30 protein-coding genes are annotated in these 25763 nt (G+C 60.3%); 18 read left to right on the top strand and 12 right to left on the bottom strand.

Annotation, left to right across the window (positions count from 1 at the left end):
• Positions 1-239 precede the first annotated feature (239 nt).
• From ACILSO_RS29930 to ACILSO_RS29895, 8 genes are all read right to left on the bottom strand, one after another.
• Positions 240-431, bottom strand: a complete 192-nt coding sequence (locus tag ACILSO_RS29930) for a hypothetical protein (protein WP_395741169.1) — start codon at positions 429-431, stop codon at positions 240-242.
• Between the two features lie 313 nt (positions 432-744).
• Positions 745-957 carry a restriction endonuclease gene (locus ACILSO_RS29925; protein ID WP_395741168.1) on the bottom strand — a complete coding sequence of 71 codons (213 nt, stop codon included), beginning with the start codon at positions 955-957 and terminating at the stop codon, positions 745-747.
• Positions 939-2036, bottom strand: a complete 1098-nt coding sequence (locus ACILSO_RS29920; protein ID WP_395741167.1) for a nuclease — start codon at positions 2034-2036, stop codon at positions 939-941. The genes ACILSO_RS29925 and ACILSO_RS29920 overlap by 19 nt, the downstream gene beginning before the upstream one ends.
• Positions 2037-2084: 48 nt before the next feature.
• On the bottom strand, positions 2085-2933 hold the full coding sequence (locus ACILSO_RS29915) for a DUF3037 domain-containing protein (RefSeq protein WP_395741166.1): 849 nt from the start codon (positions 2931-2933) through the stop codon (positions 2085-2087).
• Positions 2930-3733, bottom strand: a complete 804-nt coding sequence (locus ACILSO_RS29910; RefSeq protein ID WP_395741165.1) for a HipA family kinase — start codon at positions 3731-3733, stop codon at positions 2930-2932. Before ACILSO_RS29910 ends, ACILSO_RS29915 begins: the two co-directional genes overlap by 4 nt.
• Before the next feature lie 173 nt (positions 3734-3906).
• Positions 3907-5484, bottom strand: a complete 1578-nt coding sequence (locus tag ACILSO_RS29905; protein WP_395741164.1) for a DNA methyltransferase — start codon at positions 5482-5484, stop codon at positions 3907-3909.
• Between the two features lie 178 nt (positions 5485-5662).
• Positions 5663-5944, bottom strand: coding sequence for a hypothetical protein (locus ACILSO_RS29900; RefSeq protein WP_395741163.1), 282 nt, complete (start codon positions 5942-5944; stop codon positions 5663-5665).
• A 612-nt stretch (positions 5945-6556) separates the two neighbouring features.
• Positions 6557-6766 (bottom strand): hypothetical protein, encoded by a 210-nt coding sequence (locus ACILSO_RS29895; protein ID WP_395741162.1) that lies wholly within the window; start codon positions 6764-6766, stop codon positions 6557-6559.
• 132 nt (positions 6767-6898) lie between these two features.
• Between ACILSO_RS29895 and ACILSO_RS29890 the strand changes: the two genes are divergently transcribed.
• The 8 genes from ACILSO_RS29890 (at position 6899) to ACILSO_RS29855 (ending at position 13248) form a co-directional block, all read left to right on the top strand.
• Positions 6899-7381 carry a hypothetical protein gene (locus tag ACILSO_RS29890; RefSeq protein WP_395741161.1) on the top strand — a complete coding sequence of 161 codons (483 nt, stop codon included), beginning with the start codon at positions 6899-6901 and terminating at the stop codon, positions 7379-7381.
• Positions 7382-7622: 241 nt separating this feature from the next.
• Entirely contained in the window at positions 7623-7856 is a 234-nt protein-coding gene (locus tag ACILSO_RS29885) for a hypothetical protein (protein WP_395741160.1), read from the top strand.
• Positions 7856-8110, top strand: a complete 255-nt coding sequence (locus tag ACILSO_RS29880) for a hypothetical protein (RefSeq protein WP_395741159.1) — start codon at positions 7856-7858, stop codon at positions 8108-8110. Before ACILSO_RS29885 ends, ACILSO_RS29880 begins: the two co-directional genes overlap by 1 nt.
• A 183-nt stretch (positions 8111-8293) precedes the next feature.
• The gene (locus ACILSO_RS29875; RefSeq protein ID WP_395741158.1) at positions 8294-8701 is read left to right on the top strand and encodes a hypothetical protein; all 408 of its coding nucleotides are present in this window, start codon (positions 8294-8296) and stop codon (positions 8699-8701) included.
• Positions 8702-9209: 508 nt separating this feature from the next.
• Positions 9210-9725 carry a hypothetical protein gene (locus tag ACILSO_RS29870; protein WP_395741157.1) on the top strand — a complete coding sequence of 172 codons (516 nt, stop codon included), beginning with the start codon at positions 9210-9212 and terminating at the stop codon, positions 9723-9725.
• 213 nt (positions 9726-9938) lie between these two features.
• Positions 9939-10811 carry a hypothetical protein gene (locus ACILSO_RS29865; protein WP_395741156.1) on the top strand — a complete coding sequence of 291 codons (873 nt, stop codon included), beginning with the start codon at positions 9939-9941 and terminating at the stop codon, positions 10809-10811.
• A gap of 321 nt (positions 10812-11132) precedes the next feature.
• Positions 11133-11774: a hypothetical protein gene (locus ACILSO_RS29860; RefSeq protein WP_395741155.1), complete on the top strand. Its 642-nt coding sequence runs from the start codon at positions 11133-11135 to the stop codon at positions 11772-11774.
• 349 nt (positions 11775-12123) lie between these two features.
• Positions 12124-13248 (top strand): ATP-dependent Clp protease proteolytic subunit, encoded by a 1125-nt coding sequence (locus ACILSO_RS29855; protein WP_395741154.1) that lies wholly within the window; start codon positions 12124-12126, stop codon positions 13246-13248.
• 312 nt (positions 13249-13560) lie between these two features.
• Here the strand turns inward: ACILSO_RS29855 and ACILSO_RS29850 are convergent, their stop codons facing one another.
• Positions 13561-14301, bottom strand: a complete 741-nt coding sequence (locus ACILSO_RS29850) for a hypothetical protein (protein ID WP_395741153.1) — start codon at positions 14299-14301, stop codon at positions 13561-13563.
• A gap of 115 nt (positions 14302-14416) precedes the next feature.
• Between ACILSO_RS29850 and ACILSO_RS29845 the strand changes: the two genes are divergently transcribed.
• Entirely contained in the window at positions 14417-15193 is a 777-nt protein-coding gene (locus ACILSO_RS29845; RefSeq protein ID WP_395741152.1) for a DUF6088 family protein, read from the top strand.
• Positions 15190-16233 (top strand): nucleotidyl transferase AbiEii/AbiGii toxin family protein, encoded by a 1044-nt coding sequence (locus ACILSO_RS29840; protein WP_395741151.1) that lies wholly within the window; start codon positions 15190-15192, stop codon positions 16231-16233. The genes ACILSO_RS29845 and ACILSO_RS29840 overlap by 4 nt, the downstream gene beginning before the upstream one ends.
• A gap of 146 nt (positions 16234-16379) precedes the next feature.
• On the opposite strand, the gene ACILSO_RS29835 is transcribed toward ACILSO_RS29840, so the two are convergent.
• Positions 16380-17201, bottom strand: a complete 822-nt coding sequence (locus tag ACILSO_RS29835; RefSeq protein WP_395741150.1) for a nucleotidyl transferase AbiEii/AbiGii toxin family protein — start codon at positions 17199-17201, stop codon at positions 16380-16382.
• Positions 17198-18325, bottom strand: coding sequence for a hypothetical protein (locus ACILSO_RS29830; protein ID WP_395741149.1), 1128 nt, complete (start codon positions 18323-18325; stop codon positions 17198-17200). Before ACILSO_RS29830 ends, ACILSO_RS29835 begins: the two co-directional genes overlap by 4 nt.
• A gap of 504 nt (positions 18326-18829) precedes the next feature.
• On the opposite strand from ACILSO_RS29830, the gene ACILSO_RS29825 reads away from it, so the two are divergent.
• The 8 genes from ACILSO_RS29825 to ACILSO_RS29790 all read left to right on the top strand — a co-directional run bounded on the left by ACILSO_RS29825 (position 18830) and on the right by ACILSO_RS29790 (position 25006).
• Positions 18830-19780 (top strand): hypothetical protein, encoded by a 951-nt coding sequence (locus tag ACILSO_RS29825; RefSeq protein WP_395741148.1) that lies wholly within the window; start codon positions 18830-18832, stop codon positions 19778-19780.
• A gap of 220 nt (positions 19781-20000) precedes the next feature.
• Positions 20001-20492: a hypothetical protein gene (locus ACILSO_RS29820; RefSeq protein WP_395741147.1), complete on the top strand. Its 492-nt coding sequence runs from the start codon at positions 20001-20003 to the stop codon at positions 20490-20492.
• A gap of 170 nt (positions 20493-20662) precedes the next feature.
• Positions 20663-21235 carry a hypothetical protein gene (locus tag ACILSO_RS29815; protein WP_395741146.1) on the top strand — a complete coding sequence of 191 codons (573 nt, stop codon included), beginning with the start codon at positions 20663-20665 and terminating at the stop codon, positions 21233-21235.
• 615 nt (positions 21236-21850) lie between these two features.
• Positions 21851-22585 (top strand): hypothetical protein, encoded by a 735-nt coding sequence (locus ACILSO_RS29810; protein ID WP_395741145.1) that lies wholly within the window; start codon positions 21851-21853, stop codon positions 22583-22585.
• A gap of 170 nt (positions 22586-22755) precedes the next feature.
• The gene (locus ACILSO_RS29805) at positions 22756-23130 is read left to right on the top strand and encodes a hypothetical protein (protein ID WP_395741144.1); all 375 of its coding nucleotides are present in this window, start codon (positions 22756-22758) and stop codon (positions 23128-23130) included.
• Positions 23131-23710: 580 nt separating this feature from the next.
• Entirely contained in the window at positions 23711-23914 is a 204-nt protein-coding gene (locus ACILSO_RS29800; protein WP_395741143.1) for a hypothetical protein, read from the top strand.
• Positions 23915-24021: 107 nt separating this feature from the next.
• Positions 24022-24264 carry a hypothetical protein gene (locus ACILSO_RS29795; protein WP_395741142.1) on the top strand — a complete coding sequence of 81 codons (243 nt, stop codon included), beginning with the start codon at positions 24022-24024 and terminating at the stop codon, positions 24262-24264.
• A gap of 61 nt (positions 24265-24325) precedes the next feature.
• Positions 24326-25006, top strand: coding sequence for a hypothetical protein (locus ACILSO_RS29790; protein ID WP_395741141.1), 681 nt, complete (start codon positions 24326-24328; stop codon positions 25004-25006).
• A 247-nt stretch (positions 25007-25253) separates the two neighbouring features.
• Here ACILSO_RS29790 and ACILSO_RS29785 read toward each other — a convergent pair whose 3' ends face one another.
• Complete coding sequence (locus ACILSO_RS29785) at positions 25254-25685, bottom strand: hypothetical protein (RefSeq protein WP_395741140.1); 432 nt, start codon at positions 25683-25685, stop codon at positions 25254-25256.
• Positions 25686-25763: the final 78 nt, after the last annotated feature.

Genomic DNA, 25763 nt, shown 5'->3' with positions numbered 1-25763 from the left:
CGGCGGGCTGGGGACAGCCCGCCTTACCCATGCCGGGTGTGGGGAATGCCTTTGGCGAGGCTCCGCTTCGCATGCTTCATACCACAAAGAAGCAGGAACCACCACCAAGGGACGCGCCTCGAAAAACTATCGCCAGCCACTGCAAACCATCGCCAACAACCGCCAGCCACTGCAAACCCTCGCCAACCACTGCAAACCCTCGCAAGCCACTGCAAACCCTCGCCAACTCCCCTTTCCCCCTACGCGGCGGGGCGGAGCACGAAGGATTCCTCCACCTGCCAGCTCTGGGGGCCGGCGTAGAGGACCTTGCCCTCGATGTCGGAGCCATTCATGAGCCTCACCTCCACCGCCCGAAACTGCGGCGAAAGCGGATGCACGTCCCCGACGTCAGGCTGAGATCTGAGGACGAGAGGTTCGAGGGAGGGTTTCATGGGAAAATGGGGTCAAGGGGAGGGTTATCATCAAGATCTCAGGCTTCTGCTTCAGCGCAATCTGCATTTCACTCAATCTTTTAACCTATGCCTAGGAAGGCCGAAACTAAACCAATGCTTATTTGCCCCTAGGATTAGTACAAAATCTCTCCGAACCTTTCCCAGAGGGAGGGAATACGTCGCTTCTGGGGAAGTCTCCACCACGGGGGTGCGGTCTTTCTGCTACGGCGAGGGGGCGCGGATTTGTGCTGGCGAGGCGGGCGGCTGGGATTTCGTCACATCCAGTGAAAAACGGGCCACTTCTGCCCTGCCGTCACGCATCCTCGAAGTACTCTGAGTCCACGCGCCGAATGGCGATGGAGCGCACGGTGGAGACGCCGATGCGGTGCTCGATCATGAGCTGCGCGAGGCGCTGGCCGTTGATGAGGATGATCTTGTGCGTGACGCCGCGCGCGTAGTCGAGGGCGTTTTTGTGGAAGTCGCTGATGGTGATCTTTTTGTAGTCGTCTAAGCAGGCCGGTTCCAATTCGTGAAGTGTGTCTTCAGACGCTCCACGGTGTGCCGCCACTTGGGCGTGCTGGGCTGGCAGACGGTGTTTTGATTGCCGAAGAGGCCGAGCTCGTTCACCGCTTGTTTCGTTGGCAGGGTGTCCAGCCACTCCACGCGCACAAAATACTCCGCACGTTCAGGATCGTTCACATGCTGCTTGTAGAGATCCGCGAACTTCAAAACTTCCAGGCAGGGGCGTTCGCCAGCAGGTGTCATCACCTTGAAGTCATTCATCGACTGCACCGCTTCTTTGACGATGCCCACGCCCACGTAGCCGGTCTTCGGCACTTTCACCCACACGCGATCTCCGGGAGACAGCAGCTTCAGCGTCTGGCTGTACCAGCTCCCGCCACCGCCGCTGATGAAGCCATATTTCATGGCGTCGTCCCAGGAGCGGTAGTCGGCGCCGCCAAAGGACACGTAGAATTCGCCGTTCCACCTTTCTTTCTCTCCCTTCACCTTGGTCGCAGTCGCGGCATTCACCTGGGTTTCGCCAGGGTCGATGAGCCACGCGCGGCTGAGCAGCTGCTCAGTGCCGTGCTGAAAGACCTGGAAGAAGACCACATTGATGGCGATGTCCCGCGCATTGAGGTAGGTGATGATGCGCTCGGTGGAGTCGTCCAGCTCTGCGGCCACGAGGATGATCTGGTGGGACTCATTGAGCGTCTCCTCATCGAGTTCTTCGCCAAATCGCCGGCGGAAATCCGCGCCGAGATCTCCGCCTTTGGAAAAGCGCTGGTAGATCTGCACAATCTTGTCCGCTGTGAGCTGCTCCACCCAGGAGGCATAATCGAGCGCCTGCGCCACGATCTCCCGCGGCGTGCGGTTTCGCTTGAGTTCAATGAGGACGAGCGAGGCATCCGGCGCGATGGCGAGCAGGTCGATGCGGCCGCCCATGCCTGTGTGCTCCTGCCGGCCGATGAGCATCCACTCGCTGGAGAGGATCTGCGGCGCGGCGACGATCATGTCCTCCAGCAACTGCTCATTCGTGAGCTTCGTGGTGATCAGCGGTGCAGGGTCTGTGCCGACTTTCCAGATGGCGTGTTTGATGGGCATGGGTCAGTTTAGTCGCGGTGGGCTTCCAAGTATGGCAGCAATCACCACTCACTCATGCTCCGAACTCAGCACCCTACTCTCCAAGTCCCGTCCGAAATCGGCCGCTTCGTCTTCCTCAATGAGAGTGATGCCTTTGCAGGAGTTCAGAATATCCTTGGCCCGGCCATAATGGCGCGCGTTTCCAGGCAGGGTCGGCTTGCCGAGAAGGTAGTGAAGCTTCGGCGCTTCGCTGGCTTGGGATAAAAACTCGCTGCGGCTATGCCAAGTGTAAGCTTTGCGATCAATGGAATCAGGATCTGTCAGGTCGAAAGACAGCGTCTCATAAACATTCCACACCCCGTTCTTCCAGGCATTCTTGAAGACGTGTCTGGCTAGCGGAGCCGCCACTTCATGCTCATGAATCTTTCCGGCTAGTTTTGGAGAGGTGAAGATGGGACGGAAGACTTGGCGGAAAACATCCTGATCCTCCCGGCGCGTGGCTTCTTTCACCTCATGGTGCTTGCCGATGAAACGATCATAAACCTGTGTCAGCTCGGCGGCTGGATCAGCCGTGAGTCCACCACGGGCCGGACTCCAAAGCAGCGAACCATCATCTTCCGGCACCACTTTAAATGCCAGTTCCCGCGCACTGGCAGGCAGCGAATCGAGCGGCAGACCATGGAGGATTTCCTCCGCCATATGGTCAAACCGGCGCTCCACATGCGCAACCAGCAAGCGGTAGCCGTCACGGTCCAGATCATCGAAAAAATGAGTCAGCCGGGCGTAACGATGGCTGCCCCGGAAGCCGAGGAACCGATCCTGCGGACACCAAAAAAGTACGCCTATATTGGCAAACTCCCCCGCCTCACGGTCCTGACAATAACGCAGGAAGCTGTAACTATAGTCGTGGGGATTCATGTTTGGAGAGACGCTTTCAGGTAGTCAAAGAAGTCCCCGGCATTCGCCGCCAGGGTAGATAGATACGCTCGAATTCGGGCCAAGTCCACTTTTGAGGAGGAAAATGCGGCCACAGCGGACTGGTGGCATTCGTCAAAGCCGCCCTCCAATTCCAGCTCCAAAACACTCTCCCACAATTGTTTACCAAAATCTGGGTGAGCCAGCCTGCGACCAGCCGAGTACAGTACATGGCGTGCAACAGTTCGTGCTTGGAAAAAGCGCCGCCAAGGCTGCGCCTCTCCATCAGACAGCTTGAGGTAGCCGAAGACTTTTTCATGATCGAGCACGGCGAGTACCTGCCCTTTCCACATTAAATTTGGGTTGTCGCGACTTCTGTCGGTATGCTGGATCAGGGCATCAAAGGCCAGCACGCGCTCCACCATCTCTTCTGGGAAGCTCCGGGTGGAGAGTTCTGGCAGCCAGACCTTCCAGTCGTTTCCCAAGGCCACTGTGCCAAAGTTCAAACCGGCGCTCTGATTCAGCAGTTCTGCATGCGCAGGGGCATCATACACCAGCCGACCGGCCTTGGTGGGCACCTCCACTAGCACCGGCTCAGGAGCTCTAAGTCCCAGCCGCTGGGCGATCAGCGTCGTGAAGAGTTCCACCCCGGCAGCCTCCGGCCTGTCAGCATACCCTGCGAGTGTTTTTAGAAAGACCGTCTCCCGCACGCCGTCGGCGCCCTTTGCTTGAATGATCAATGGTTTCGTAATCCCGCGCTTAGCGGGTTCAATGAAACCAATGAACTGAAGCTTACGGACCATGCTAGGCGGCAGTGAGGTCTGTGACGAGAGTGGAGAGGAAATTCACGGCGGTGACGGGTGAAGCGGAAAGCTGCATTTTCAATGCCTAGTCAAGGACATCAGGTGATCTACGACGGCGACAATCCAGTGTTGTTCAGCCAAACCGATTGCAAGAGAATTCATCCGGAATGAATTCAAAGGTTCGACATACGGCGCACTATCCACTCATATAATTCAGGCCCTGCCAATTTCCTTGTCACGCCATCGAGGCGAACGAACGCGTCAACACCACCAGCAAAATAGGGGGCGCTTGACTTGATGAGCGGAACAAAAAGCTCCACGACAACCAAATCCGTCTCGCCTCCTGGATCTTCCACCAAGTGAATCTCAAGGCGGAAAGCGGTTGGATCAATAGCTGGGCGAATCGCGCCAAGCTTGCTGGTGATATTTTGACGCAAGCGATCTCGTGCGTCGAAAGTTAATTTGGTCCCCAACACGATCCTGTCGGAGCCTCGCACTCCCCAGAAAATGCGACCGCCCTCGCTGTTGAGGAACGCCACGGCATACTTCTCGGCTACATCGGCAATATCGCTGAGCTTACTATCTGGTCTGACCTCTTTGAATTCGTATGTGCGCGTTTCCTCAATTTCCAAGGGCTGACCACGGACAAAAGACCTGACAGGTCCGGCAATGAAGTCGTCAAAGCCAGTGGCGATTCTTATTAACGGAACAGCTTGTGGAGCAGAGCCTTCCTTGAGCCGCATCTCATTTGTCGAATGGAAATCCCTTCCTTGCATGAGTGCGCACGTTTGATGCAGCCGTTGTGTTGCGACTGCAATTGCCTGGGAGGAATTGTCACCGCCGATCCAACGTCTTCCGCATTTACTCGCAGCCATGAGTGTGGTTCCCGAGCCGCAGAACGGATCTAACACCAATCCTCCTTTATTCGAACCCATCTTGATCAGACGCTCAAGAAGCAGCTCTGGTTTCTGTGTTGGGTAATCCGCACGTTCCCCCGCAGTAAGACTCAGCGGCAGGTCATCCCATACAGTCCCAATATCTATTCCAGCGGCAGCTTCCGAAGCATACTGCTTCAGTCGCGGTGGACTCCCGGGTGGACCCATAACGATCTTTCCGTCAGCATGGAATTGTTCCAATCTCTCTCGCGAAAATCTCCAAGAATTTCCTTTTGGCGGCATTTCCCCCTCCCATTCAAAAGCCAGGGATGGTCGTGATATTGGTGAAACAAGGCTCATGAGACGAAAAGGGCCGCGAGCATCCGATTTTGAGAACTGCCGGGCAGTTTCCTCTGGCGTCAGAGCCCGCATCTGAGCATTGAACACAAACTCCGAACCGACTCTGAAATGGAAAACGGTGTCGTGTCCAGCCGGAAGCCCCCCGCGGGTTCTCGGTGTTGGTCGCGGAACGATGATCTCCTGGCAAAAATTCTGCCGTCCGAACACCTGATCGAGAAGAAGCCGAATGCTACCATTCATTTCCGGCTCGGAGTGAACAAAAATATTCCCCGTCGATGTAAGACAGCGCCGAGCTTGTTGCAGCACCTTCGCCAACGCCAGTAGATGATCTCTCATGATCCGGGTGCTCTCCTGGGCAGCAGCTTCATCAATGTGCGGAAACAACGGTGGGTCGATGTAGCAGAGCTCCACTGCTCCTGAAGGCACGCGCTCGATTAAAACAGCGGCGTCGCAGAGAACCAATATATTTTGGCCTACAGGTCCGCCAAGCATGGTATCAGATAAAGTCGGGCTCATTGTTATGATTGATGGTGAGTTGAGCAAACAAGACAGCAGAGAACACTCATTTACAGCAGCGGCTCTCGAGACAGCGAGCTGCATTCCTAGAGTGCCAATGAGGGTCAGCAGTGATTATGAGCATCAGCATCGGAGGAGCCATGCATCCTAAGGCAACGGATTTACGCCCACTCCCCCCTCACAACATCCGCCAGTCCACCTGGGCGGCTTGGGTGGCGGTCATGCCGTGTTTTTTTAAAACGCGGGCGAGGAGGCGGGCGTCGAGGTCGTCCTGCTCGGTGGGGGTGAGCTGGGACCACTGCTTGGTGACGCCGTGGCGGGAGCGGCAGAGGCAGTCGTAACGGGCGAGGGCCTCCACCAGGGCGGTGGCGCTGCCGTAGCCTAATTCTTTGGCCCTGAGTTCAAGGGCATCGGCCAGGGCGTGGCTGAGGCGGAAGGTTTTGGTGCGGGTGGCGGGCATAGGTTTTATTCACACATCCGTGTAATACAGGCAGTGAGTTGCATGCAGTGGAATTTGGCAACAAATTGTTCGCATGAACATCACTTTTATTGAATCGATGCGCGGGGGCGCGGCGGGCCTTTTTTCTGAGGCTGGCGGCGCAGGGGGCCGGGAATCTGGCGCGCGCGGGGTGGTTCAGGTGAGGTGTGCGGGGAGGGCGGGGCTGGCGGCTGGGGTGGTGAGTCGGAGGGATCGTGCGGGGGCGCTGGAGGGCTCGGCGCTGGGTTTGAGGTCTCCTTGGGTGGGTTCCGAGTGCGGCGATGCCAAAGCGGGCTTTTCCAGAGTTTTTGACCACGGATTGCACGGATTGACACGGATGCCTGAGGCTGAGGGTCAAAGTTTCCCGGTGCTTTTCAGGGACGGCCTGAAAAGTTGCCAAGGTAGAATTGGGGCATCGATTTCCAGCCGGGGGACCAGGATGGTCCCACTCCTGGGGGGCTTGCGGCAGGGGTTCCGGCAGGAGGGGGGGGCTTCTTGATCCCTCGGGGCGTGCGGGGGTGCGCGGTGGGCGGAAGGCGGGGCTGGGGAGGGCTGCCGCAATGAGCGCGGCGGCGGGAGCGGCGGGGGCTGCTTCTACTTCTTTTTTGCGGGTTTTGCCGCTTTGCGGGCCTTCCTGGGGCTTTGTGTGAGGGCTTCGGCCAGGGCTGCATCAAACAGGGCGCGGATGTATTCGGCCTTGTTGGGGTAGCCCTTCTCCGCGGCGATCCGGGCGAGCGCTTCGTCCTTCTCCTCGCTGATGTAGGCGCCGGCGAGCTTGGTTCCGCTTTGTCGTTGGTTGGGCATGAGTCGTCTGGAATTTCAGGGGTGATTAACACCATCAATCACCCATACCATAATTAAATCAAGAATTTTATTTTGACGGGTGGTTATCACCCTGGCACATTGGGTGATTAACACCCGCAGCACACAGCAGCAATGAAACTAGCAGGAGCATACATCAACGATGACAAGTACGAGAGGCTGGTGGCTCTCGCGGAGTCAAACAACCGGACGCTGGCGGGCCAGTGCCGCCATCTCTTTGACCGCGCGCTTTCCGGCGAGCTGCAGGTGCCTGCCTGCCTGCCGCAAACGCCGGGCGAAAAGCTTGCCGCACCAGCGGACAAAAGCGCTGCGGAGCCGGAGGTGCTCACGAATGCGCCTCAGGGCGATGCTGAAGCAGCGGCGCCGGAACCCCGGCGCACGCCTGCACCTACGCTGGATCTGAACAAGCCGGAGCCGCCCCGAGGCCGCGCCAAAGCACCGCGCCCGAGCGTGAAGGACTCCTGCACCCACGCGCAAACAGCGCCCACGACTGTGAAGGTGCCGTGCATGAGGCTGAAGACATCGCCTGCTTTTGGCAAAACACCGCCCACTCACAGCAAATCCGCACGCCCAATGGCAAAGGAGGCGGCGCGATGAAATCGGCGGCTGCATCTGCGCGAACACGCGGCAAGGCGAACGAAGGAACCAAGGCGGAGGGGAAGGCCAGGGCGGCGCGGACTGCCGACGGACATGGCTCTGCCGGGGCCGGGTGCGGGACCTGCGCAGGGGCTGCGGCGTGTGCTCGCGGATGCCGGAAGGCGGCGCGCCGGGGGCGGTCCATGTGGGCTTTTTCCTCCGCCATTTCCTCCACTCAAACCACAAACCACCACAACATGCTATGAAACACACCCTGGCTGAACTCATGAACAAATCTGCCAAAACGCTGCCGCCGCAGAGGGCGGGGCGCTCGGCCTTCCGGCTGCTGCTGCCGCTGTTTCTGGAGATGGCGGAGCGGGGGCACACGGCCTCCAGCATGGCGGACTTTCTGGTGCAGGAAAAGGAGGTGGCGCCGGAGCGGCGGCTCTCCGCCTGCCGCAGCATTCGCAACCTTCTGGCCCGCCACGCTTCCTGATGAACTCGTGGACCTGCTTTTTGATCGCCCTGCTGGGAGCGGCGCTGCTGCTGCTGAGCGTGCGCGCCTGCCGGAACAACCGGGAGATCCGCCGCCTGCAGCGCAAGGGCTGGCGCAGGCAGACGCTGCGCCAGAGCTGCCAGCGCGGCTACGCAGACGAGGACTTTCTGCGTGCGGTGGCGGAGCTGTGCATGCTGATCTTCCTGCTGGCCTCCGTGCTGGCCTGGCTCTCCCTCCGCGCCCCGGCAGCGTAATGCCGTTTCCGTCCATACCACTTTCTACCATTTTCTACTGCCATGCGCGTCCGCACCTCTTTGCGCTCCGCCTGCGGGCGACTGCGAGCCAGTAAGCGGTGAACTGAGAACTGTGAACGCGCCCACGTCTTTTTTTAGAACCGACAAACCACACCTGAACTGAACCTACCAACACTGAACACCATGAAAACCTACGACATCGACGTCCTCCTCCGTGTGATCAAGCCGGAGGGCCATGGCAGCAATCCGCTGGCGACGGAGCTGCACAAGCTGGCCTGCGCGCTGCAGGAGCAAACCGACAAGGTGCACGCCGCGCTGGATGCGGTGCGCAATCCGCAATTCAAGGGCGATGTGGTGGGCGAGCTGGTGGCGTGGCCGGGGCATTTTCCATTGGAGCTGGATCACTCGGGCGATTTTTTGAACGACATCTTTGTGCGCGGCCAGTCGGTGAGCGAGCACCTGGCCGCCGGCCTGTGGGAGGAGGCGGAGGGCTACGTGCAGGAGCGCTACGAGCCGGAGCTGAGCCTGGGCACGCGACGCACGATCGCACGCATGGATGCGGCGGATCTGCGCAGCGCGCGGGCGGCGTGAGTGGGTCAGACTGTGAGACCGTCAGACAATCAGCCCAGGAGACGATGAGACTGTCAGATCATGCGACGAGGAATTTTTTTTGGTACGTGTGGGTGGTGTGATGGGCAGTGGGCTGCCTGGGGGCGGTGCGGGGTGCGGGGATTCAGTCCTGCGGCTCGCACCGCCTTTGGCAGCCGCCTGCTTTTCCTCTTCCTTTGTTTTCGCCTTGTTCTTCTTCTTGCTCCGAGCACCAACGATTCACCTTTAAGTTCCAAGTGAGCATACCATCCCGAGACAGCGCAGCTTCTTCGAATTGCAGCAGTGGCTTTCGCCGGCCCGGGTCTTTCTCTTCCGTTTTTCATCACTGCTGCTGCTGGTTCCGCTTCTGCTGCGGCAACAGGACGCTTCGGCCTCTGCGGCGGCTTCACGTTCAGTTTCGCCCGCAGCGATTTTGACGCTTCAGGCCTGGCGCAGGCTGCTGTTTTCCTTTTTCTCGATCTTTCACCCACCCCTCCTCCCCCTTCCCTACATGAGCACGTCTTCGGATGATCCACGCACACCAGAGGAAACGCGCCGGGCTGCGGCGGTCGCCTGGCCGGGGGTGCGACGGGAGCCGCCTGCGCCGCAGGCGGAGGACGAGAAGGTGCCGGATCTGCCGCATGCAAAGTGCGCGGGCACGGGTTCGCAACCCCATCCGCAGGGGCCGGCTGCTGCGGGCTCGGAGCCGCCGCCACGGCCGCCGGAGTACCGGGCTCCTTCGCCGGTATGGCATGGCATCACCTGGCATGATGTGCCGGGGCACGACGAGCCGACGCAGAAGCTGAACTTCTCCCTGCTGCGCCGCGGCATGCTGAAGGGACACCAGAAGTGCCTGAAGCTGGAGGGCGAGGAGCTGAAGGCGGAGCTGCAGAAGCTGAGCGAACGCAACCGCAGCAACAGCCGCAAGGCCAGCCTCCGCAGGCGCGGCGCGCCGCAGCCGCCGCGCTTTCCCCTCCCGCCACCACGATTTCCCACGCCGCCGCCACGATACCCCTACCCTTCCTGACCTCGTCGGTCCGGCTCTTTCTCCTCCTCTTACTCTTACTCTTACTCCTCCTCCCTTTTCCGGATCTCCGAACCGAGGGAGGAGGAGGAAGAGCAGGAGGAAGAGGAAGATGGCCGGGGACCGTGGTTCTGCTGCGATCTACCACTTTCGATCATTAAATACCTGTTTGTGAAACAACACTCCGACCATACCTGCCACCTGGAGGATTCCCCCATGAGCGACCCTGAAACCCTGCCTGCCCCTTCCGTACGCGATGCGCCTGCTTTTGATTTTTACCCGGAGCGCTGGCTGGTGGGCGTGGCGGGCATGAGCGATGCGGAGCAGCTCTCCTACCTGCGCCTGCTGTGCCACCAGTGGCTGCTGGGCGACGCGGGCCTGCCGCCGGATGCGCCTGCGCTGAAACGCCTGGCGGGCAAAGGGGTGACGCCCGCCGTGCTGGCCAAGCTGCCGCAAAACGCGGATGGCCGGCGGCGCAATGCGCGGCTGGAGATCGTGCGCAAGGAGCAGCGGGAGCGCATCGCGAAAAAGAGCGAGCAGCGGCGTGTGGCGGCGCAGAAGCGCTGGCACTCGGGGCCTGCGCCTGCACCTCCGCCTTCCGCGACGCTTTTGCGCGGCCCTGCGCCGGACGATTTGAATGCGGAGGACATGCGGCCGCAGTGCGGGAACGATGCGGGGGACATGCGGCCGCATTGCGGGAGCATATGCGGGGAGGATGCGGCGGGCATGCCCACCACTCACCGCCCACCACCCACCTCCCACCCCATTGTACCTGATTCCATCCATCCGCGTGGGCAAGCGCAGGTGCAGTCGCACGAGCGTGTGCGGCCTACGCTGGAGCAGGCGCGCGCCATCGCGCCGGAGATCGGCATCACGCCAGACCAGGCGGAGTCCTGGTGGCTGGCCCGCGAGGCGAGCCAGTGGCTGCGCAGCAGCAATGGCGCCCTGATGCCGGTGGGAGACAACTGGCGCGCCGATGCCAGAACCTTCACTCAAAACGCGCTGCAACGCCGGCAACCGCGGCATGCGGGCCCGCGCCAGGCTGCGGTGCGGTGCGACAGCGCGAACGCGCCGGGGCGGTATGCGTAATGCGACGAATCTATGATTTATGATTTTTGATTTACGATTTATGATTTGTTTTGGAACAGAATCTCGGCGCTGGGCGGTGGCTTGCTGCGGACCCAGCGATGAACGGCGGAGGCTTGTGGCGCTGGGCGAGAAGGCCCAGGGCGCATGGGGTCGCCTGGCTCGTGATTCGGCTGCGCGGGGTGAAGGCGCTGTGTGGACGTGCAGGCGGGCTGTGACGAGGACGTTGCCGCTGATGCGACACGCTGCGGCGCGGAGCTGCGGCCTGCTTTGGATTTCGAACTTTTTAACCTGAAACTTTTCACCGCCCCTTCCCCACTTTTTATGCAAACGACTGCCCAAATCTTGCGCGCTGTGACGGCGCGTGCTGCTGCCGCTGATGATGAATCGGTGCCTGAGATCCACGCGCATGTGGCGGGGTGGCCGTGGAGGTTTGAGGTGTATCACCCAGGGCTGCGGAAGGTGCTGCCGGCGGTGATGGCGTTTTGCAGCGCGGTGATCCGGCGCGAGCAGCCGCGGCGGTGGATCTCGCTGCTGGGGCCTTCGGGCGTGGGCAAGACGCACGTGCTGAAGCAGGCGATGGCCTGCCTGCAGAGTGCGGCGGCGCGTGGTGTGTGGAAGATCCCCACGGCCACGGGGCATCGCGGCCCGCAGATGGCGCACCTCATTCCTGCGGTGGATCTGAACGACTACCGCGCGGCGCGTGATTATGCGAAGTACGACGTGATCTACGTCGAAGACATCGGCAGCGGCGCGGCGCTGGACAAAGGCGCGGGCGCGGTGATGAGAAGCCGCATCGCGGAGCTGCTGCAGCTGCGCAGCGGCAAATGGACGCTGCTGGACGCGAATTTGTACCGGAGGGAGATCGAAACGGAGATCGACGGGCGGATAGCCTCACGCCTGAAGCGGGATGGCAGCTGGCTTTGTGAGATCGAGCAGGAGGTCCCAGATTTCTGGGATCGGTGAGGACACGTTGCGCTCCTTGCAGTCACGTGGCACAGGAACTCTTTGGCACTCAATTTACATCACACAATAAAAGCTTTGGCGGTCAAGGAGCAAAATAAAGAAATACATCCGCGATTTTTCTCGTCTAGAGCGTATTTGTTAACATAAATATTATTCCATATGCTGTACCAAACACACTCTGGACAACGGATTGAGCCCCCATCAGGGACGGCCAGCCGTGACAGGTTGATTGCACGCATTATTTCGACTACTCGCAAACCGGTGAAGCGGATGCACACTGAAGATTGGTCATTTGTGGACACTTTGCTCGCTGCTCAGAACGCGGCTCATGCACAGATGAAGGACAAGCGTGAGTAAAATCGAGTACAGAGAAAATCCTGAGCGTGCTGTTTATGTCACATCAGACATAGACAGTAATCTCGTTAATAGATTGTTGCCTCAAATAATAAAACTACGCCTTGAAAGCAATGATCCAATTTGTCTCTACATCGATTCTCTCGGTGGGAATGTGGCGCACATGCAGCGCTTGATTGATCTGTTGAAAACTCCAACGCAAAACGGTGATGTTTGCAAATTAATCACAATTGCAGTAGGCTTTGCTGCAAGCGCAGCGGCAGACTTTCTCGCCTTAGGAGACTATGCTATCGCCTACCCAGATGCGCGGGTCTATTATCATGGAACCAGGCGAAGTGACGACGATTTAACCTTGGAAAAAATCAGCACTTTGGAAGTCGAACTTCGTGAAACAAACGAAAGATTCGCCCTGAGATTGGCTTTGCGAATGTTCAGGCGCATGGTGATGCTAATGATAACCGCTCAATCGGAATCTGAAGACCATGATCCGAATATGCTTGTGCATGCGGCCGTAACAAACACCAGTGAGTTCTTTCAAAGATTGAAGCGAAATATTAGCCCAGATCAGCAGCAACTCATCAGTGATGCACTAGAAAGACAGCAGAAAATCAGCCAATTGATGAATCTTGCTGCGCAAGCCTTAGAAGGCGACCCATCGCCTAGCATGCTACAAATTGAAAAGGAGCTTCTAAAAAAGATCATCGACTTTGAAATTCCGACAGATGAAAAGACCGACAGCGTATCCCAGCTGCATCTTGATGCGATTCAGGACGACTTCATCCAACTGCGCGACTTTATTTCGGGAGCCTACCGTGACAATGTTGAAGAGCTGGTCTCGCAAAGAGGGCACGCTTTCCTGTCACCGCCAGAATTTCAAGAATATGAAAGAATAGACAGCTCGGATGAAGATGAACAAAAAAGGTTTGTTTTAGAAAAAGCCGGGCCAAAATTGGATCCCCTGTTCTACTTGGTAGTGTCGATTTGCAGATGCCTGCAAAAAGGTGAGCACCCACTCTCATCAACAGATGCTTATTGGCTTGGATTGGTGGACGAGGTGATTGGGAGTGAACTTCCATCATTACGCACTATAGATGAGTTGTCCTCGACGCCTACCGCTTAGCGGCCGCCTTCTTGACTATGTCAGAGCGTTCCTCCTTTGTGATGATGCTAGCAGCGCAAGCCCGCCCCCCTCTTTTGAGACCCCCAACGTGACAGCAGCAGCTTTACTGAGAGAGACGATACAGGGTGGAGTGGCTTTCTCCGACGCACTGCCTGCACTAAAATTCACAATTATCTTGATAGGCTGGTTTGGAGCTTGAGAAACTTCGGTTCTTTCATGCCTGCCAACGCTCAGACATGCCCAGCCACGCCAGCTTCCAAATTATACCTTTACCAAAAACCATATCCAGTTCTCAGCGGGTTGTGGCATTCTTCAAAACAGACCCAAGGCTTGTAAGGCACGGATGCGCGCCTCACGACTGCCAAAGGAGAAATGCACGTCAATGAGTTCAGCGCGACCGGTCTTGGTGCTAATGATGACATTGTCTTCATGCGCGTCTGTCATGAGGATACGCCCGGCAGGCCCGGCGTTCACCCAGAAGCGGCCTTGTGCGGAGCCTTCTTCTTGCTGCAGCAGCCCCTGCGCTTCCAACTTTTCCACCAGTGTTGACCAGTCGGGGTGGGTGCCATCCACGTAGGGCTGTGTGATGATGACGTGTAGCTGATTGTTTTCCTCGTAGAATCCTCGAAGCCTCAAATCATCGCCGAAGAGATGGTTGCAGAGCATGAGATCTGTCAGGTAGTCGAACAAAGAATCCGTGGGCTTGTAAAAAATGTCCCAAGTATCCACGTCGATCAGACGTGGATCGTAATCCTTGATCACAAGTTTTTCACCACTCATTACCCCCACTTCATGTTCCAAGCCTCGTTTAAGAGGCTTTTGGGCCAGCAGCTTGCGCACCTGGCTGCCATCCAGCATCAGCTCCTCCGAGTGGCCGAAATCGGCGAGTGCGCGTATTTCCGACTGTCCTGCAGCCGCCGGATCATCTCGTTCGTGATCGGGCCTTGCTGCTGCAACAGCTGCTGCCGCCCTTCTGAGAAGGTCCGGCGAAGCTCTTCGTAAGACATGAGCGTTCTGGTTGGTTTCGTCTCCGGCGGCATGGGATGATTGCAATGCAATTGGAAAATTGCTCTTCGGGGGATAATCCGCAAGTTAAATTAAAAGTACGGTGCACCAAGAGACATGCGAAGGGTTGCCCGAGAGTGAGACAGATCAAAAGTGGATCGTCGTGGCACCTAGGCTGGCGCGTCTTTCAGCGCGCCAGCCAGGGTGCCACGAGCCGAAAGTCAAATATTGGATATTGACAACGCTGCGCATGGGAAAGAAACTTCTGTCAGAAATTTGGGTGGTTATTTCTGACAAAATGACTCAAACAATTAAAATGCAAGGCATTGATTCAAAGATGATTAGGAGGATACGTGCCACGAGGAGTGCTCAGGCATTTTCTCCGGTGCATTTTCTTGATCTGGGATCGCGGGCGGCGGTGGATACGGCTTTGTCCAGACTGACGAAGGCGGGGAAATTGAGGCGGGTGGCGCGGGGGCTGTATGATCTGCCGCGCAGTCATCCGTGGTTTGGAAAACTGACTCCGAAGGCGGAGGATGCGGCTGTGGCGGTGGCGAAGCGTGAGGGGATCAAACTGAGGCCGACTGGGGCTGCGGCGGCGAATTTGCTGGGGCTGTCTGAACAGGTGCCGGGCAAGATCGCTTATGAAACGGACGGGAGATCGCGGAAGCTGCGGATCGCCGGACAGGAGGTGGAGCTGCGGCATCGCTCGGCGCGGCTGATGTCGATGTCGGAACGGCCAACGGGGATGATCGTCTCGGCTTTTCGTGTGCTGGGGAAGGAGCATATCAGCGCGGAGCAGCTGGCAAAGATCCGGCGTAAACTGTCCGCGGCTGACCGTCGTGTACTGCTGAAGGAACTGCCGCTGGCGCCGGCATGGATGCACCCAATGCTGCGGGGCCTGGCAGCAGATGCAGTGGGAGGCAAGAAGAAACGATGAACCGAGTGGCCACGGCGGATGCGGTCATGCGCGCGAGGGCTTTTGCCGAAGCGGGGGCACGGCTGCGCATGCCTGCGGCGATCATCGAAAAAGATTTCTGGGTGTGCTGGCTGCTGGGGCTTTTGTTTGACGCCTCGCAGAGCAGGGACGGCCGTTTTGTTTTTAAAGGTGGGACGGCGCTGTCCAAGGTGTTTCGTGTCATCAATCGTTTCTCTGAAGATATCGACCTGTCGCTGGATCCTGCGGTGCTCGGCATCCGGGATGCGGAGGTGGAGGCTTTGAGCGGACGCAAGAAGACGGATGACTTCATGAAGAGGGTGGAGGCCCTGTGCGGCGAGTGGGTGCGTGATGAGCTGATGCCGGAACTCAACGGGGCCATCGTGGGTATTCTGGGTGAACGAGCGGGCCATGAAGGGTGGCTGGAATATGAGGAGGATGCGGACAGCAGATCGCCCGTGCTCTATTTTCGCTACCCCTGTGACTTTCCAGATGAAATTGCTTACATCAGGCGTGCGGTGAAGCTGGAATTTGGATCGCTGACGGACCAACGTCCCACAGGCCGGCACAGGGTGCAGCCATGGCTGGCGGAGACGATGCCAGGGGAGATGCGGGAGATGGGCTGCGATGTGGTGGCGCTGAATGTGGAGCGGGCCTTTTGGGAGAAGGCGACCATCCTGCACGCGGAGCATCATCGCGATCCTTCGAAAGCGATGCCGGTGCGCTATTCCCGCCATTACGCGGACCTGGCCGAACTGGCGCGATCGGGGTACATGGAGGATGCCGTGGCAAACACGGAGCTGCGTCAGCGTGTGGTGGACTGGAAAAACCGGTTCTTTGCGCGGGCGGCGGCGCGTTACGATCTGGCGAGGCCGGGGACGTTCCGGCTGATTCCTCCGGAGCACCGAATGGAGGAGCTGAAAAAAGATTTTGCGGCCATGCAGGAGATGTTCATGGGAGATGCTCCAAAGCTGCCGACTATTTTGGAGACTCTGCGCGCTTTGGAAGAGCGGATCAACGCTGAGGCTGCTGTGATGGAGTGAGGCGCGGGCGCGGTGACGAGAAGCACTACATATGGGAACCACGGTGGTCCCGTCCAGCTTAAAAACGCACCGCCTGCGAATTTAGATGCTCCTTTCTTACTCGCTGATGGCAAGCCACAAACACGGAAGCGCCGCTTGGTCAGCCATCACTCCCCCAGCAGAAACCGTGCGGTGGAGACGAGGTCTTCGCGGATGCGCTGCTGATCATCTGAAAAAGCCCGCAAAAAGGCGGCGGCGCGGGCTGGGGCGGCGGCGTCTGGATGGATGAAGTATCGGCGCAAGGCCTGGCATGCGGTTTCGTAGCCGGTGTTCCCCTGCCCTGCTTCGGCGTGGAAGGCGGCGATGGCGGCCTGCGGGCCGTCCACAAAGGCGGTGACGGCCTGGAGCACATCGTAGGCGTCTTTGGGGCGCTGCCGGCCGGTGGGGCCGCCGAAGGCATTGATCTTGAGCACGAGCAGCGGGCCGATGTCTGCCATGGCGACATCGCAGCTGGCGGTGGCGCCGTAGATGTCCTGCCCGGTGATGGTGACCATGCGACGTGCGGCCAGTGCGCGGTTGATGCCTGGAAAGACGCTGGCGAGGACATCATCCACTCTGCGGGTGCCGGTGATGGCGGGCGGGGCCTCGGTAAGGAAGTCCACGTAGAGGTTCATGTTTTCCACCTGCCGCACCAGTCGGCCGGCAGCCTGCGCATCCGCGTGAAATCCGAGTCCCTCCATGGCGGTGCGCACGCTGCCGTACTGGCCGTTTTCGGCGCTGAGCTCGATGCCGAAGTCCACGTCTGTGGTGACGACTCCGGGCCAGGGACTGTCTGTGCGGTGCCGGGTGAGGTAATGCACGGCAAGGCCGCCTACGAGCACCAGATCCTGATGGTATGGGGAGAAAGAGGGCCAGAGGGTGAGCAGCGCGGTCTGTGCAGCGGCGAGGCCGCTCGCTGGGTAGGCGGCGTGAGTTTCGTATTTGCTCATGCGGACGGGGAGGAGGTGGAGGCTGGCCAGCATCCGGAAAAGTCAGGCCAGCGGCGCAGCTCGGCGGCGGCCTCATCGCCGCGCATACCAGCACGCAGCAGGTCCAGGTAGATCTGGACATCTCCCACCAGCGGCAGGCCATTGACGGTCTGCTGAGGGTGGAGCACGCCGGCGTCTTTCGGACGTACGAGGCGGAGCCTGCCGCCGCCTGCACCACCCTCCACGCGCCGGGCGAGGAGCCCGCTTTTGAGCAGGTCTTCCTCAGGGAACTCGGCAACATAGACGGTGGTGAGGGGCACGGTGGTGTAGGGGTGGCGCTGGGTGGCGGCGATCCACTGTGTGAAGGCGTGGGGCTGATGACCGAGGAGCTGATGCACGCGGGTGGCGATGTCTGCGGGGTCCGTGTGCAGCAGGGAGTAGTCTCGCACGGTGGTGCGGTCCTCCCAGCGGTCAGCGGCGGCCCAGGCATCCAGGAGATCGGCGGGGCGCGTGACGAGGAGGCCTCCTGCCGCCTCCTCGGCCGCCCATTCCTGCGCGAGAAGCTGCTGGCGGACATCGCTGACATGGCCGAGGCTGACGTCTGCTGCAGCGGCGAGTTCTTTGACTTTCCACGGACGCAGGGGGCCCTGGAGCAGGACGCGGAGAATGCGCGTGGCCTTGGGCGTGAAGATGGACTTCAGGGTGCGCTTTTCATGGAAAGGATTGTCCGCAGCGCGGGTCTCGATATAGATGTGGGCGAAGGAGAGACGGCAGTTTCCTGCGAGGTCTGCATAGCCGATGCCAGCCTTGGCGCAGAGCTGGGCGGACGCTGGCGAAATGAAGGGCGCGAGCAGGATGCCGTAACGTCGCGTTTTGGGCGGGAGCAGGGAAAGCGCGTGCTGCAACCGCAGCAGCGCTGCGCGCACAATCTGGGGCTGGCCGCTGTTTTCCGCCTCTGCGACCAGAGTCCATTCACAGAGGCGATCGATGGTTACTTTGAGAACTGCGTCTGCCCAATGCTGGATCTCACCAGCACGCCGGCGCGTCACCTGAGTGCGCAGGGATTGCAGTTTGAGAAAGGGCACACGCGTGAACAGACCTCGAAGCAGCGAGTCGATCTGCTGCTGCGTTTCTTGCTGTTTCACTTTTTTTGCCGGTTTCAGCATTTGCTGAAACTAGTCTTTTTAGTGAAACTCGGCAAGAGAGAATTTGCCGGGTCCAGAGGGCTGGGGCGGCTGAGAAATGGGCTGGGCCTGTGGGTAAAGCCCCCTGACCAGGGGAAACGGCGAAATGTGGGAATGAAGCTTTTGGATTTATGGGGTCTGGGGAAAAGGGTGGGAGGAGGGGTCTTGGGGGCGCTGGTTTTTGGGGCGGCGGGCATCGGTGCGGAATCACGGACGGGGCGCGGCGCATACCAACCTGCCGCTTTGGGGCGAGGGTGGTATGTAGGGGTGTTTGTCGTGGTTTCGAGATGCTGCGGGAATAGGTGGCGGGAATCGGGGGGATGGCGGTGGGCGGGAGGATGTTGACCGGGGTTGGTTCGAGCTTTATGACGGGGGCTTGAGTCGGTCGGGGGGCTGGGGACGAATGTCTTGAGTGGTCCTGGTACCTGAACTGAGATTACCTGCGCCTTTCCCCTTCCCTTCCCTATGAGACTGCCTGACTTGCGGATGATGATGCCTGTGAGATGGAGAATGCCGGAGATGTGCCTGCGGCTTTGGCAGTGGACCGGGTGGCGGACGATGGTGGTGGGGACGAGGAAGATGCTGCTGAGGTCGCTGAAGATGTTTGTGATGACGTTGAAGTTGCTGCCGATGCCGATGAAGTTGCTGATGCCGGTGAAGGTGCTGGGGCTGATGTTGATGATTTTGTGCTGTGGGCTGGTGGGTTGTGCTACGAAGGGTGGAGATGCGAATGGGGCGGCGAGTGTGGGTGCCCATGCGAAGGCACGTGCGAATGGGGCTGCGGCGGTGGGTGAGGTGAAGGGGGCTTCGATGTTGCCGGGGGTGGCGGAGGATGTGCTGGGGCGGGTGGTGGGGGATGTGGAGGAGGGGACGGGCGGGAAGGAGGTGCTGCTGAGGCGGCCGATCGCGCTGCGGGGGCCGGATGGGAGGGCGCGGGTGCTGGTGGGAACGGAGGCGATCTTTCTGCAGCGGGCGCCGGGCGGGCCGCTGGAGAGGCTGGAGGAGACGATGGAGGATGATGCGGAGAAAATGATGGAGCTGGCGGAGGGCGTGAAGTGGTCGCCAAGGGGGACGCGGGTGGCTTTGCTGAGGCTGTTCAAACGCGGGAGCGGGGTGGCGGTGTATTCGCTGGCGGCACAGCCGGCGGCGGAGGTGGAGGTGTCTGTGAGCGAGGTGCACGACGCTGCGGTGAGTCGCGCGGGCGCGGAGTACGGGCACGGGCGCTTTTATTATGACAAGGTGCTGCGGTGGATCGATGAGGATCACCTCGAAATGGAGTGCAGCGGGAATCTGGTGCTGAAATCTGACGGGGATCCTGCGAACGGAAAAGGGTACTCGGCGACGGTGCGTGTGGAGCTGGGGGCGAAGACGGGGAATGTGGTGGGGGCGCCGGTGTGGGGGGCGATGACGGATTAGGGGCGGAGTTTTTGGTTCTCGGTTCTCGCTATTTGGTTCTTGGTAAGCGGATCTTGGTCATTCGGACGGGTGCTTGACGGGAGGAGGTGGCGGCGAGAGGGCGCGAAGGTGCTGAGCTGGGGTTTAGAGGGGGCTCGGTGTTTTTTTTGCGGCTGATTCGTGTGGGGCTGAGAGTGGGAGGAGCTTGATGGAGCGGCGGGGCTGGGCATTGGTTGGGGGCATGAGATTGAGAGGGATACTGAAGACGCTGGCGATGATGCTGTGGCTGGTGTGCGCCTGGGTGCTGACTGCGTGTGCCTCGTCTAAGCGGTCGGAGGTGGCTTTCCGGGAGATGGAGCGGCTGGCGAGGGTGGCGGTGGCGAATGAGGACCGGCCGGCGGGGTATCGCGATGATTCGGGGCTGGGCATCCAGAGCATGTATATGTGGAGCCTCGGGACGGAGTTCTGGAAGGCTTACTCGGATGCGCGGCTGGCTGCGGGGGACGGGCGGGCGCGGAAGGAACTGAAGGCGCTGCTGGTGCGCCATGGGGTCTCGGCAGCGATGCTGGTGCCGATGAACGCTGCGGTCTATGGCGCGGAAGAGAATGCGATCGTGGATGCGTGGCTGGTGTCTGGGGGCAGGATGACGGCTCTGCTGAAAGAAATGGTGGGCGATCCGCCTGACCTGGAGCGCATCACGGCGTTGCGAAAGGGGAGGCTGCGGGGATATTGAGGGTGCGAGGCGGGCACCATTTCATTTTGTTTCTTTTCCTGCTATGATGTGGCATTTTCTGCTGAGATGAAATTTTCTTCTTTTCAACGAAAGTGGGTCCTGGCGACGCTGCTGGTGCTGGTGCTGGGGGTTGGGCAGCTGGGCAGCTGGGCAGCTGGGCAGCTGGGCGGGTGGGCAGGTGGGTGGTGGACCGGGCTTTGACAGAGGAGGCGGAATTCGACCTTTTAGCTGCGCAGGGTTCGGGACAGGGGCTGGCGGTGAAGGTGGTGCGGCGGACACGTGGTTTTTTCATCAGCGGCGGGCATGGGTGGAGCCTTGGTGACAGGCGGGATGAGCATGAGCTGAGCTGCGTGCATGAGGGGCGCCCGCTGCGCTGGCGGGGGCCAGGGATGCCGCTGATTCTGCGCAGGATGGGCGATGCTTTTTACCTGGCGACGTTTGATCGGGAAGGGCCGCTGGATGGGTGGGATTTCCGCTGCTTTGTGTGGGAGGACGGGGAGTGGAGGGCGCTGCCGACGAGGCTTTTTCCGCGGAGCCTGGCGCGGCTGAATGTGACGGGGGAAAACTGGGACGCGGACTCGGAAGGGCCGATGATGGAGCCGCGCTTCCGCATGTCTCTGCTGGCGCACTTCTGGTATTGCATCGATTCCGGGAAGCCGCTGAGAGAGGTGCGCAATGTGACGGTGACGGAGGAGTTTGTGAAGGGGTTTGTGGAGACGATGAAGGGGGGGCAGGATCGGTGAAGTGGAGGGGGAGATGAAAGTGGTGGACGCTGCGGGGGCGGGCGGGACGAGGATGGTCCCACTCCTGCGGGGGTTTTGGAGGTGCGCTTGCGCGGGAGGATGAGGGGGCTTGCGGTTGGCGCGGTGTTTGTGATCGCTCAGCTTGGCGCGGGGGTGAAGGCTTGCGGGGAAAGTGTGGGTGGGGGCGGGTGGGCTGCGAAGGGCTCTTATGGTGCCTGCCGCGTCTCTTGCATGCCTTCAGCATGCGCCCCTGGCCTGGGGTTTGTTGTGCAGGTTGTCCGTTGGTTCTCGCTCGCCGAGCCTCGCTTCACCATAGGCTCATTTCTTGGCTCCTTCCTGGAGCCGATGGCGGGAAACATGTGGCGGGTTGCCTCTGGCTGGTGTCATTTCATGCACGTCTGTTGACTGGCGCAGTATTCAATCGTGGCAGTGAGGGTGGGACATTTTTTGGGGATTTTGGCTGACTTTTGGTTTTGGGGGCCAAGGGTGGCAGGAAATACCATGGCAAAATCTCAAACTTTATCTTCTGGTGGTGGGTCGGCGCGAGGTGGGCCTTCAAGGGGGGCGGCGAAGGGCGCCGGGGGCGTGAGGGCGAGGAGGAAGGGGGCTGGGGACGTGGCTGCCGGGAGTGTGGGAGCGGCGGTGGATGTCGGGGACACGGGGGCGGGGGTGAACGCGGCGGGTGCTGCGGCTGAGGCGGTGGGGCTGCGGGGGTGGGTGGCCTGGGCGCGGGGGGCGGGGCTTTCGGAGGGACAGATGGTGCTGGAACTGCATGTGCGCCAGGGGGTGCCGCTGCTGGGGGTGGCGGGGGCGCTGGGCGTGGGCTTTGATGCGGTGTGCGGGCTGTGGCGGGAACAGCAGGCGCTGATGGAGTCGCGCGGGGCGAAGTCGGAGAGGGAGATCGGCGGGATGCGGGAACACATCGCGGCGGTGCTGTGGCGGACGGTGGAGCTGTCGTTTGCGGAGGTGACGATGGGCGGGACTGCGATGACTGCGGGCGTGGTGGCGAATGCGGGTGCCGATGCCAATGCCGGTGCCAATGCCGGTGCCAATGCCGGTGCCAATGTCGGTGCCAATGAGAGTACGAATGCGAGTGCGGTTGTGAATGCGGCGGCTGGTGCGGGTGGGGCTGTGAATGCGGTGGGGATGATGCCGGAGGTGTGGGGGACGATGCTGTCGCCGATGGCTCAGGTGCGGCTGAAGGCGCTGGATCAGCTGGGCAAGCTGTATGGGGTGAATGTGGGTCGCGCTGCGAAGGAGGAGGATGAGAAGGAGGCGTATGCGACGCCGGAGGAGATCGCGCAGGCGGTGAGGGAGAGGATGCTGGCGCTGTGGGGGAAGACGGGGTGAGGTCTCATGATTTATGATTTGTGATTTGGGGCGGGCTTGGATGCTCGATGCTCGATGCTGGGCGCTGGGTGGGGTGGATGATGGGAGGGGAAAGATTTGGTGGATTGAGGTGGGGCTGGCATGATAGGATGGTATTTCCTATTTTTTGTGAGATGAGGCCTGCGAATTTTATGAGTGCGATTTTGGCGACGGCTGCGGTGGCGGTGACGAAGCTGCAGTCGGTGCATGCGATCATGAAGTGGCGCTCGGTCGAGACGGCTTTTGAGATGAGGGGAGTGGCGGGGGCGCCGCGGGAGCAGCTGCTGTGGAGGGAGGCGCTGGATCCGCTGCTGCTGGGGGTGCTGCTGGTGGTGGCGTGCGTGCTGACGTATAAGAGGAGCATCGCGGGGCCGGTGATGGCGATGGTGGCGCTGGGCTGCTCGATGCTGAGCGTGGTGGGGCGGGGTCCGGCGATGATGCTGAGCGTGTACTTTGTGCTGATGGTGCTGGCCTTTGTTTTGAATGCGGGGGCATATGGGCACCTGAGGCGGAGGAAGGGGGGCTAAACTTTTAAAGATGAGGACCGAGAGTGCGCCTATTGAGACTTGCGCAATAGACTGACACGAAGGGAGCGCATGCACATGCAGGAGCCGGGGCCTGGCGTGTGGCGGAGACACATGCTGGCTGCTTCGGCGCGGCGGGAGGACGCTGCTGGGGGACGCGGTGCGTGCAGAAGGCGCTGGCTTTGCCGCCCTCCTGCGGGTGCTGAACCCAGGGCGGCGCTCGCCAGGGCGGCGCTCGCCAGGGCTCGCTTGCCCTGGGCTACGCTAGGCCGCACCTTTGGTGCTAAAATCCGGAGGCAAAGCCGACGATGACCCAACTTAATCAAGTGCCACGTCAGTCTATTGTGCAACTTTCAATAAGGTGGTGAGGGGGCGGGTGTGAGGAGGTGCCGGGGCGGGGCATTCGATGCGGTTTTAAACTGAGGTCTTGCCGAAGGGTGGTGCGGCGTATTATTTATGTTTTCAATTGTATTTGCGCTTTGGCCTCCCAAGTGCTTCCTAGGTGGACTGCTCTAAACTATTATTTTCTATTATGCCTATGAACGGTCTTTCTTCTTTTCTTGCGGTTGGCGCCATTGGGAACATGGAGCTTCTGATCATCTTTGCGATGGGGCTGGTGCTGACGCTGGTGCAGGCGGTGCCGTTTTGGTTTATCTGCAAGAAGACGGGGATGTCGCCCTGGCTGTGCCTAATTTCGTTTATTCCGCTGGGGACGCTGGTGCTGACGTTTGTGCTGGCGTTCAGCGACTGGCCGGCGCTGAAGCGGAATGGGCCGCCGGGGTATTGATGACGGCGGGCGGTGCGTGGGGGATCCCCTGCCCTGCGCTGCTTTTTTGGGTGCGGGGCGGGCCTGACGGGGTCTTTGTTTTTTAACCTTCGATTTTTCTGACGATCATGCAGCCGGTTCCTTCTCCTCCGCCGTCTTCTTTCCTCGGTTCGCCGATTCTTCTCATCCTGCTGCTGATGGTGATGGCGGTGGTGCAGGCGGTGCCGTTTTGGTTTATCTGCAGGAAGGCGGGGATGTCGCCATGGCTGTGCGTGATTTCGTTTATTCCGCTGGGGACGCTGGTGCTGACGTTTGTGCTGGCGCTGAGCGACTGGCCGGCGCTGAAGCGGAACGGTCCGCAGGGGTTTTGAACTGCTGGCGGGCGGGCTGCGAAGGCGCACTGCTGATCTCACTGACACCTGATTTTCTGACATGGAAGCGATTCAATCATGGCTCGGTTTCGGGGCGCTGGAGAGTATCATCCTCGGGATGCTGGGAGTGGTGGTGGCGCTGTTTTGGATGATGTGCGGGAGGGCGGTAAGGTGGAGGTGGCTGGGTGTGATTTCAGTGATGCTGCTGGGGACGGTGGTGCGGGGGGAGGAGGTGTGGATGCGCGGCGGGGGGCATGCTTCGGTGAAGGCGTTTATGGCCGCGGGCCGGGCGTTTGTGCCGTCGGCAACGCCGGGGTCTGATCTGGCGGGGCTGTTTGCGGTGCCGGAGATGGGCGAGGTGAAGCGGGGGAAGCCGGTGCCTGCGAGGTCGGTGCAGGAGTGCACGGAACTGTGGGCGAACGAGGAGTGTGCGCTGGTGCTGGCGGTGGCTTTTCCGCCGACGGAGGCGACGAAGTCGTGCGTGGGGGTGCTGTTTCTGCTGCGGCGGCAGGAGGGGCTGTGGAGGATCGCGGATCTGCGGCGCTTTTCAGCGACGGGCAAGCTGGCGCGGGTGGAGGCGGAGCAGACGGCGCATGCGGGGAGTGGCTACGCGCTGGGCCGGGAGGGGATGCGGCCGGTGGTGACGGTGAAGCAATGGGACGGGGGACGGGGCTATTCGTATGGGATGTCGAGCTCGTATACGGTCTCGGGCTGGAAGCTGGTGAGGATGGAGCCTGAGTGAGCGGCCGGGGTGGTGTCTTTTGTTTCTTTTGTCGTTCCTTTTTTCGGAACTGGTCTAATATTCCATCCTTCTTTATAATATTTTATACCATTTCTACATCCGCTCTTCACTCTATTCCTGCCCTTGGCCCTATCGGTAACATGGAGCTGCTGATCAGCCGTGCGCGTTCTCGGTTCTCGGTTAGAGGAAGAGGCGGACCGGCTGAAGCCGGTACTACAATACGAAGAGGCGGGGGGCTGAGTTTGGGTTACCAGCGGAGGTTTTTGGTGAGGACGACGCCGATGGGGTGCTCGGAGCCGTCGGGGTCGCGGTAGTAGACGAGGTAGGTCTCGGGGGGGAGCTTGCCGAGGTCGAGGTCGGGGCACTTGGAGGTGAGGCCTTTGGCGGTGCGGCGGGTTTTGAGGGTGAGCCAGATGGTTTCTTCTTTGCGGATGACTTCGGGCGGAAGGCAGGCGAGGGAGGAGTCGAGGCGGGTGGGCGGGGTGGTGATCTGACGGGTGCCGGAGACGTCGCAGTCGATGGGGAGGATGACGTGGCCGCGGGTGTCAAGCCGTGCTTTGCCGAGGGCGATGCCGCCGAGGCTTTCGATGGTGCGGTGGTCGAGGCGGCGGGTGTGGGTGCTGCAGGAGGTGCTGAAAATAGTGACGACGCTGAGGACGAGTAGGATGATGGCTCTCATGGTGGCTGGATGAGACACGCGGGGAGGTGCGGTGTTCAACGGGGAATGTGGGACGGGGGGCTTTCAGACGGGGGGACA

The sequence above is a fragment of the Prosthecobacter sp. genome (assembly GCF_044226605.1).
Taxonomy (GTDB): domain Bacteria; phylum Verrucomicrobiota; class Verrucomicrobiia; order Verrucomicrobiales; family Verrucomicrobiaceae; genus Prosthecobacter.
The sequence above is the reverse complement of the archived record's forward strand: the minus strand, read 5'-3'. Positions and strand labels throughout refer to the sequence as shown.